Source organism: Paenarthrobacter sp. Z7-10, from assembly GCF_026932795.1.
Classification (GTDB): Bacteria; Actinomycetota; Actinomycetes; order Actinomycetales; family Micrococcaceae; genus Arthrobacter_M.
The window spans coordinates 1-7,760 of sequence record NZ_JADPVH010000097.1; the positions used below are offsets into that span (position 1 = coordinate 1).

Below are 7,760 nucleotides of genomic sequence, written 5' to 3' on the forward strand. Positions count from 1 at the left end.
CCCAGCTCGGAGGCGACGGTGGCTATCGGACGGCCGGAAGAAATAACGAGATCAACGGCATCGGCTTTGAATTCATCAGAAAACGTTTGACGGGCGGACATGGGCACAATCCTTTCAAACTGTGTCTCACATCAGTAGTACACCTCACCTGCAGCGCTAAACGTCGTTTAGAGTTCGAGCAGTAGGGTGTCTGAGCCGCCGTTGCGGCCGACTTTGCGGAAGGCCAGACATTCGTACAGCGCCCTGGCCCTGTTTCCGTCCTTAACGCTGAGACTGATAGCCTGCAAACCCTTGGATACACCCTGGCTGATCAAACCCTCCATGAGGGCCGTTCCAACTCCCCTGCCACGGTAGCCGGGCAGGACACCAATGGTCAGTTCCGGGATCTCTGGCGCTACGAACCCATATCCGGCGTCTTCGACGGCGAAAATGCGACACCAGGCAGCGCCCAGCGGCACCGCATCTGCCGTCTCGGCTACGACACCGAAGTCTCCAGGCCTGCGCCAGCCCTCCAGATAGTGCGACAACTCCGGGGTCCTCATGATTTGTTCGTGCGTGAACCGGGCTTCTCCACTCCAGTTCATCGCTTCATAAGCCGCTGCCGCCAGCACGCTCAAGTCATCAGCGGTCGCCCCGCGAATAATCATCTGTTCGTTCCCCATGTTCATCAGACTAACCCCGGAGCTTAAGGCCGGTTTCCTTCAAAACGTCCCCGCCCTACTATCCGCTTCCCTAGAACGCGGAGACTCCGGTTCGGACACTCCCCTGCGGAACCGGATGCGCGGATCTCGCGTAACCTGACTGTCTCCGATGTTGCCCCGAAGCCCGGGCGTTTGAGGCAACCACAGAGGCAACCTTCGGGACGGGTAACTCGTCCGACTCAGGGATTCCATGCTCAGGTACCGGTACACGGTGGCACGGCATGCCCCGATGATCTTTCCAATATCGGCTGGCTCGATTCCCCGCGCCTTCAGCTCATGCGCGCGCTGGACCTTCTCGTGCTCAGCTGTGACCTCCCGGCGTCCTGCCTTTCGGCCGGCGGCCGCGGCCGCCGGCCATGCCGGCCCTGGTCCGCTCGGAGAGCTGGTCTCGTTCAAGCTGGGCGAAGGCAGAAATAATGGTGACCATGGCCTGGGCGATCGCTCCCCCGACCTCGCTCTCAGGGTCAGTTGCAATGCCATCCCGCCAGCGAGCGGAACTTGATGCCGCGGGGCTTAAAGTCGTCCAGCAGCTCCAGCAGGTGGTGGGTGTTGCGCCCGAGCCGGTCCAGCTTCCACACTACGACCCCCACCGCGACCAGGGGTCTGAGGAGGATCGGTACGGAAATTCACGTTTAGGTGATGTCCCTCAAAATGTCTTGACCCGTCGAGTTGGGGTACACCCCAAACAGACGTAAACCCGATGTAGCGCGACCCCAATGAATACGTGTCAACTGTGAGTCGCAGCGATAAGTGGCGTGATTTCTGCACCGCTTAGTGGCCGATGAGCAGGGCCTCGCGTGCAGCGTCCACAACTTCCGGTGTGAGTGCGTCGAGGTGGTTGAGCGCTTGGATGCGTTCGATTTGGGTAACTAGCCGGTCAACGAGGCGGAAGTTGCCGCCGGTGATTCGGTAGCGATCGCGGTCGTGCGACCGAGTCCACTGTCCTCCGATTGGTCGCCGGCGGGGAGCCATCTGGTCAGGACGGCATTGAGCTCCTCCGGGGTGAGGGGCCGGTATTCGTGGGCGAAGCCAATGCGGCTGTAGAGCTGCGGGTAGCGGGCGAGGCGTTTTTCGATGCCGGGCATGCCGATGAGGATTACGCCCATGTTGTGGCGGTCGAAGTAGTCGCGCACTTGCTCCAGGCCGGTTGTTTTGAGCCGGTCGGCTTCATCGATGATAAGCAGCTCGGTGAGGCCGCTGGAGCGGGAGTCCGTGTGGACGTAGGGGTCGACGACGCCGTGCTCGTGGTAGTCGATGCCGAAGGAGATCCGTTGGCACGCGTTCGGCAGGCCGCGGTATATTTCCCGAATGGTCGCAGCGACGGTGGGCGTGAAGAAGGCGGTTCGTGCCTTGAGGACGCGCTCGGGGACGGGGCCGAGGTCGTCGTCGAACGGGCTTTGCCATTGTTCCCATTCGTCCACGCCGGCATAGTGGCGGGCAGACAAAGTTTTTCCGACACCGGGTGGGCCCCAGCAGAGTCCGACGTAGCGGTGGGTGCGGACGGTGTCCGCGAACTCGGTGAATCGGCGGTGCTCCCTCGTCGTCTGGAACGGGGGCAGACCTGGTCGTGTTGACGGCACGTGGTTGACCTCGCCGAACGTACCGGAGAGAAACCGGCGCCCGTCGTCATTTTTGCCCAGGAGACTGTGGCCTATCTCAGTCGGTGGCATAAAGACGCAATCCTGATCGCGGGGCGGTTACCGGCGGCGGAACGGGCTCCGGTTCGTCGACGTCAGTAGGCGCGTAACGGGTGTCGGCGGGAAGGGCGTCCGCGAGGCTTCGCCGTTGTCGAAGCTGCTGCTTCAAGTCTCGGCGGCGTTGCGCACGGACGGCCTGGAGTTCCTGGAGCGAAACGGAGTCAGCGGCAAGTTCAGGGGCGATAGCCCGGCAGAGGAACGTGTCCTCGAAGTAGACCCGGATCTCGGCGACGTCCCGCGGGTTGAACCGCACGGTGACGTTCTCGCCCACGTAGGCAGCAAGAACCGGTGAGACGTAGCGCGTCGAGGCGAACTGAATTCCGTCGCGCTGAACCTTCCGTGTCGCTGCCGCGGTAAGAAGGAGAAGGTCGAGGTCCTCGAGGTGGGCGGGGCTTCGTGGGATGAACCCGGACGCCGCCCACCGCTGCGAGGGCGCTTCGCCGGTTTGGGAGTGGGGACGCTCGTTGTAGTCGGTGACGATGAATTGTTCAAATATCCCGTCGAGCTGTCCCAGGGTCAGCGTCGGCGCGGTGATCGGGTGTCCGTTGGTCCCATGCGGGATATGGCCCGGAAGGTGCGGGAGCAGTTCCGTGGTGACGGTGCCGTAGAACCGTTCGATCTTCCCGCGGCCCTGCGGGACACCAATCCGGGAGTGGATGAGCCTGATATGGGTATCGAGGCAGACGCGCTCCAGCCGGGCCGAGGTGAAATCCGATCCGTGGTCGCTGTAAAGCACCTCGGGCAGGCCGCAAATGGGCCACGCCGGGTTCGCCTTCCGGTTGACGGCCTGATGCAGGGCAAGCGATGTTTGCTCTGCTGTCGGAGCACCGATAAAGACGGTGTAACCGGCGATGCCGCGCGAGTAGTCATCGAGGACGATGGTCAACCAGGGCCTGACCGGTGTCCCTGCTTTGTCGAGGACCTCGACGTCGAGGAGGGTGTGGTCAACTTGCCACTGCTCGTTCGGGTGCCCTGCATTTCGGCGGAAGACCACCTCGAACCGGTCCCGGTACGCGGCGTCGCCCTGCTGGGCGAGGGTGCGAAGACCCGGGTCTAGGGCCGCGATGACCATTCGGACGCTGCTGTAGCTCGGTCCGGCAAGGCCCCGGTCGCGGGCGATGTCGCTGACCCGGCGGTGGATGAATGCGGACGAGGGTTCCGGCCGACGCAGAGCCAGGGCTTCGATTGTCTCGATCAGCTCGGGCACAATTCGCCTCGTACCACGGTCGACCCGGCGGGGACGTTCCAGCCCATGCGACGTGGAATCACTGCGGTCCTTACTCGCCCAGCGGGACAGCGTTCGAAGTGGCACTCCGGACTCGGCCGCGATGCGGGCCCACGGGACTCCGTCGTCGTGTTGGCGCAGGAGGGCGAATTTCGTCTCGACCGTTCTCTGCACCATGAGAAGTCATCGCCTATGCCGGGGCGACGTCTTCGCCGAGGTGGCGGTAGATGGTTCCGCGCGAGACCCCGAACGTCTCCGCGATCTGCTGCACCGTGTAGGTCTTCTCGTCATACATCGCCCTCGCCTGACGGGCTTTCGTTGCCGTCATCTTTGACCGGCCACCGCCCTTCCGGCCACGGGCTCGAGCAGCAGCCAGCCCGTCCTTTGTGCGTTCGACGATCAAGTCGTGCTCGAATTCCGCGATCGCGGCGAGCATATGAAAGAACAACCGCCCGCCCGGAGTGGTGGTGTCGATTCCCTGTGACAGGGCTTTCAGGCCCACGCCTCGACGCTCGAGCCCGTCGACGACCTCTTTCAGGTTCCGGACGGACCGGCCTAGCCGGTCAAGCTTCGTCACGACAAGGGTGTCACCGTCCCGGAGGTAGTCGAGAGCGTCATCTAGGGCCGGCCGTTTCGCGAGGACCCCGGAGGCGTGCTCGACGAACACTTTCTCGCACTCTGCCGAGGCAAGGGCATCCCTTTGCGCGTCGAGATTCTGTTCTCGAGTCGAGACGCGCGCGTAACCGACAGATGCCATGAACAAACTGTACCGCCAAGGTGCGTCACAGCACATAGCTCTCGGACACGGCTCATGACACACGACGCGCCGTTCCGAGTACTCGAGCCGGCAAGCGTTCCATGGACGGCCGTCTATGAGAGCGACCATGGTGGCATCTTCTTGCTTAGCTCGACGGGTCGTATGGTAGTTTCCGATCGTTGTTTGGTAGCTTACGAATTGAAGGGATGCCACATGAATCACAAACGCGTCGCTCTGGTAACCGGAGCTAACCAGGGTTGATACTGATGATGACCATGACAATGATCGAAGCGGGGTCACTTGCCGGGCCCAGCCCCTCAACGGGAGGGATCACGAACCCAATAGTGGTAGTAATTGTGGTTGTTTTTATCCTGTGTATGGGGCCGTTGGCATACTTCTTCGCCGACGAAAATAAGCATTAGATCCGGGGGCGTGCAACTGATGATGACCATGACAATGATCGAAGCGGGGATGCTCGCCGGGGGCGTAGGCGGCGTAGCTGAAACCTCAAACGGCTACAGTTTGAGTATCGCAGCGACCATAGCTGCATCAGTGTCTGGTGTCGGGATACCTGCGGCCATTGGCCTGATTTTGGGCCTTGCTGCAGAGGCAACGTTAATCGCAGTCCAGGTGGACAATATCCGCCGTGATTGTAATTTGTGACGCGGAAGTGGCAGATCGCAAGAAGTCGCTGACAATCCTTCTATTTTCAGCTGCAATATGTGCATCAGTCGGAGCCATATTCGGTTTCATTTCCGGCCATGGTTTGACTGGTGGTGCAGGTTCGCTGTTGGCAGCGGTGCTGGGGGTGGCCGCTGTTCTGGCTCGCCGAACAGGGTAGCCATGGGTGCCTTCGCTCGAACGCTGCACTACGTTGCAGCTTCGGTGGAGCAATGACCCCATCGGAAACTCGAGCACCTCTATACGTCAGGCAATAAGCCCTGCGAGCACCCGCGCCCGCTACGAGATGGGCCTTCCGGGACTACTTGACCGGCCACATAGCGCTGCGGAAACCGTGCCACTTACCGCTGCAACTCACACAAGTGACAATTTTCAGTTCCATCCTGATTTGGCATCGAGCTGTAACTTAAACGAACGTATAAATGACAACGGAAAGCAGGGGCCATGCTGATCGGATACATGCGGGTATCGAAAGCGGACGGATCGCAAAACACCGACCTGCAACGCGATGCACTCGTGACGGCGGGAATTGATCCGTCGAACCTCTACGAGGATCACGCCTCCGGGAAGAAAGATGACCGACCGCAACTGGCGGCCTGCCTCAAAGGCCTGCGTGCCGGGGACACGTTGCTGGTATGGAAACTGGATCGCCTCGGACGCGATCTGCGCCACCTGGTGAACACCGTCCACGACCTCACCGAACGCGGCATCGGCCTGAAGGTCCTCACCGGCGAGGGAGCGGCCATCGATACCACCACGGCATCGGGGAAATTGGTTTTCGGGATCTTCGCCGCCCTGGCCGAGTTCGAACGCGCCCTCATCTCCGAACGCACCGTCGCCGGACTTACTGCGGCCCGTGCCCGCGGACGCAAGGGCGGTCGGCCGTACAAGATGACCCCGGCCAAGGTGCGCCTGGCGTTGGCCGCGATGGGCCAACCCGAAACCAAGGTCAGTGCCCTGTGCACGGAACTCGGCATCACCCGCCAAACCCTCTACCGCCACGTCTCCCCGATAGGGGAACTGCGAGTTGATGGGAAGAAGCTCCTGAATGCGAAATAAGGTCCGCGCAGGCGGCTTCTGAAACTCGTGCAGACGACTTCTGAAACTGACAGACGGTCACGACGTCCGCGACGGACAGCTCGGCGCCCTACGCGAGCCCGCCACCTGACACCAGCCGCGGGTGCTTAGCGCACGATCCTGCGCCGTTGCTACCCACCCCGGTATGATGGCTTGATGGCTTAACAATTGTTTCACAGTCGATAAGGAGATTGAGCAAATGTCGCGTATTTTGATTATCCTATTAACGCTGGCGGCGGCGGCGGTTCACTTCAAATTCTTTATTGAGGATCCAAGTAGCGGATTGATTTATGGTCTTAGCGGCATTGGATATTTGGGGCTGTTGGGGCTGGTCTATCTACCCTTTCCCTTTTTGGAAAAACTACATGGGCTAGCCCGGTGGTTGTTGGCGAGCTACGCGGCAATAATCATCGTGGCCTACATCGTCTTTGGGATCCAACATAAGCAATGGACTGTTCCGCTTGGACCCGTGACCGTGTTGATCGAACTGATTCTAATCGTACTTTTGGTAGTTGAAGCGCGACAACCTACCGACGCATCAGCAACTACCTCTTAACCTCGATCCACCGATGTTGATGGGTGTTGAGCGCGTCGTAGCGCGAGAAGGCCCTCGTGTTGCAGGAAAATGGGACTTGCTTATGGTTCCGTTTTCCACCAAACGAAGGGCATCTGGTAGATGCGGAGCACGGACAACCCACCTCTCAACACTCCCCTTCACAACCCGGAAGATTCACTTACCCGTGCAGCCGAGGGGCGGAACATCTCGAGCATCAACTCCGTTGGGAAAAAACGGGAACCGTTCAGCTGCAACCAACAGCGCATTTACGCCCGGATCACAAACCGGCGCCGTTAGCGCCGGATTCTGTTCCATTGTTCGTGACGGGCCTTCTCGAAGATGTCTGTGATGATCGTGTTTTGCTCCTCCGGACCGTAGACACGGGAGCCCATTCGCCGCCCTCAACTAGGATGGAATCGGGGTCGAAGAGGACGACCGGACTTCCATCTGAGTGGGTCACGGGGTGGCCGGCCTCATCCGTTTCATACTTTTCGTCGTAGTAGTCGTCAGACGGATTTGGTGGGCCAGCTCCGGGGGCAAGAAACCCAAACTTACCCCTGCTGAGGGAAAGCCCCTCGTGATGATTTACCGGCGTGGGCGGGCATACAACCGAAAAGTTCGCCGAATTGTTCATGGTAGCGCGGAGCACGGTGTGGTTTACCGGATCATTCAGCACACACCCGGGCCTAACCTCGATCTTTCATCGGGATCGGTTGGCGGAGGGTCAGGGCTTACTGGCTGCCTGATTTCCTGAATTGTTTCATCGGGGTACGACGTTTTGCCCGATGGGTCTCGGGTGGGATTGGTTTCCACTGGTTCCAGGGGCTGTTTTAGCTTCGTCGGGACGGGTGATGACGGTTTTCAGCCGGGGGCCGGCAGTGCCCGGATGCGGTCCAGGGCCTGAAGGATCGCTGGTGTTTCCGGGGCATCGGCGGCCAGGTGGAGGATGAAGCGGCGGCCGGTGTGCACGATTCTGCCGGCCGTTTCAAAGATCCTGGCCCGCAGCCGTTTGGGCTCCCAGCGCCTGGCCGCGGTGCCGGTCAGGGCGAGCATCTGGGTCCAGGCC

The 7,760-nt window shown here is 60.7% G+C and carries 11 protein-coding genes; 3 read left to right on the forward strand and 8 right to left on the reverse strand.

The features are described from left to right. The 7 genes from IV498_RS18145 to IV498_RS18175 form a co-directional block, all read right to left on the reverse strand. Positions 1-101 (reverse strand): transposase (locus IV498_RS18145; protein WP_269046113.1); only part of this gene is annotated, 101 nt, incomplete at its 3' end. A 66-nt stretch (positions 102-167) separates the two neighbouring features. Further along, positions 168-662 (reverse strand): GNAT family N-acetyltransferase, encoded by a 495-nt coding sequence (locus IV498_RS18150; RefSeq protein WP_269048480.1) that lies wholly within the window; start codon positions 660-662, stop codon positions 168-170. 340 nt (positions 663-1,002) lie between these two features. Then, positions 1,003-1,128 (reverse strand): recombinase family protein, encoded by a 126-nt coding sequence (locus tag IV498_RS19180; RefSeq protein ID WP_269048481.1) that lies wholly within the window; start codon positions 1,126-1,128, stop codon positions 1,003-1,005. A gap of 37 nt (positions 1,129-1,165) precedes the next feature. Then, entirely contained in the window at positions 1,166-1,279 is a 114-nt protein-coding gene (locus tag IV498_RS18160) for a recombinase family protein (RefSeq protein WP_269048482.1), read from the reverse strand. A gap of 291 nt (positions 1,280-1,570) precedes the next feature. Further along, positions 1,571-2,371, reverse strand: coding sequence for an AAA family ATPase (locus IV498_RS18165; RefSeq protein WP_269048483.1), 801 nt, complete (start codon positions 2,369-2,371; stop codon positions 1,571-1,573). Then, entirely contained in the window at positions 2,358-3,800 is a 1,443-nt protein-coding gene (locus IV498_RS18170; RefSeq protein WP_269048484.1) for a Mu transposase C-terminal domain-containing protein, read from the reverse strand. The genes IV498_RS18165 and IV498_RS18170 overlap by 14 nt, the downstream gene beginning before the upstream one ends. Before the next feature lie 13 nt (positions 3,801-3,813). Then, positions 3,814-4,380: a recombinase family protein gene (locus IV498_RS18175; protein WP_269048485.1), complete on the reverse strand. Its 567-nt coding sequence runs from the start codon at positions 4,378-4,380 to the stop codon at positions 3,814-3,816. A gap of 450 nt (positions 4,381-4,830) precedes the next feature. Here IV498_RS18175 and IV498_RS18180 point away from each other — a divergent pair, with 450 nt between their 5' ends. From IV498_RS18180 to IV498_RS18190, 3 genes are all read left to right on the forward strand, one after another. Then, positions 4,831-5,043, forward strand: a complete 213-nt coding sequence (locus IV498_RS18180) for a hypothetical protein (RefSeq protein ID WP_269048486.1) — start codon at positions 4,831-4,833, stop codon at positions 5,041-5,043. A 462-nt stretch (positions 5,044-5,505) separates the two neighbouring features. Further along, entirely contained in the window at positions 5,506-6,120 is a 615-nt protein-coding gene (locus IV498_RS18185; protein ID WP_269048487.1) for a recombinase family protein, read from the forward strand. A 217-nt stretch (positions 6,121-6,337) separates the two neighbouring features. Next, positions 6,338-6,694: a hypothetical protein gene (locus IV498_RS18190; protein ID WP_269048488.1), complete on the forward strand. Its 357-nt coding sequence runs from the start codon at positions 6,338-6,340 to the stop codon at positions 6,692-6,694. Between the two features lie 861 nt (positions 6,695-7,555). Here the strand turns inward: IV498_RS18190 and IV498_RS18195 are convergent. Continuing rightward, a partial coding sequence (locus IV498_RS18195) for a transposase (RefSeq protein ID WP_269048489.1) occupies positions 7,556-7,760 on the reverse strand: 205 nt, incomplete at its 5' end.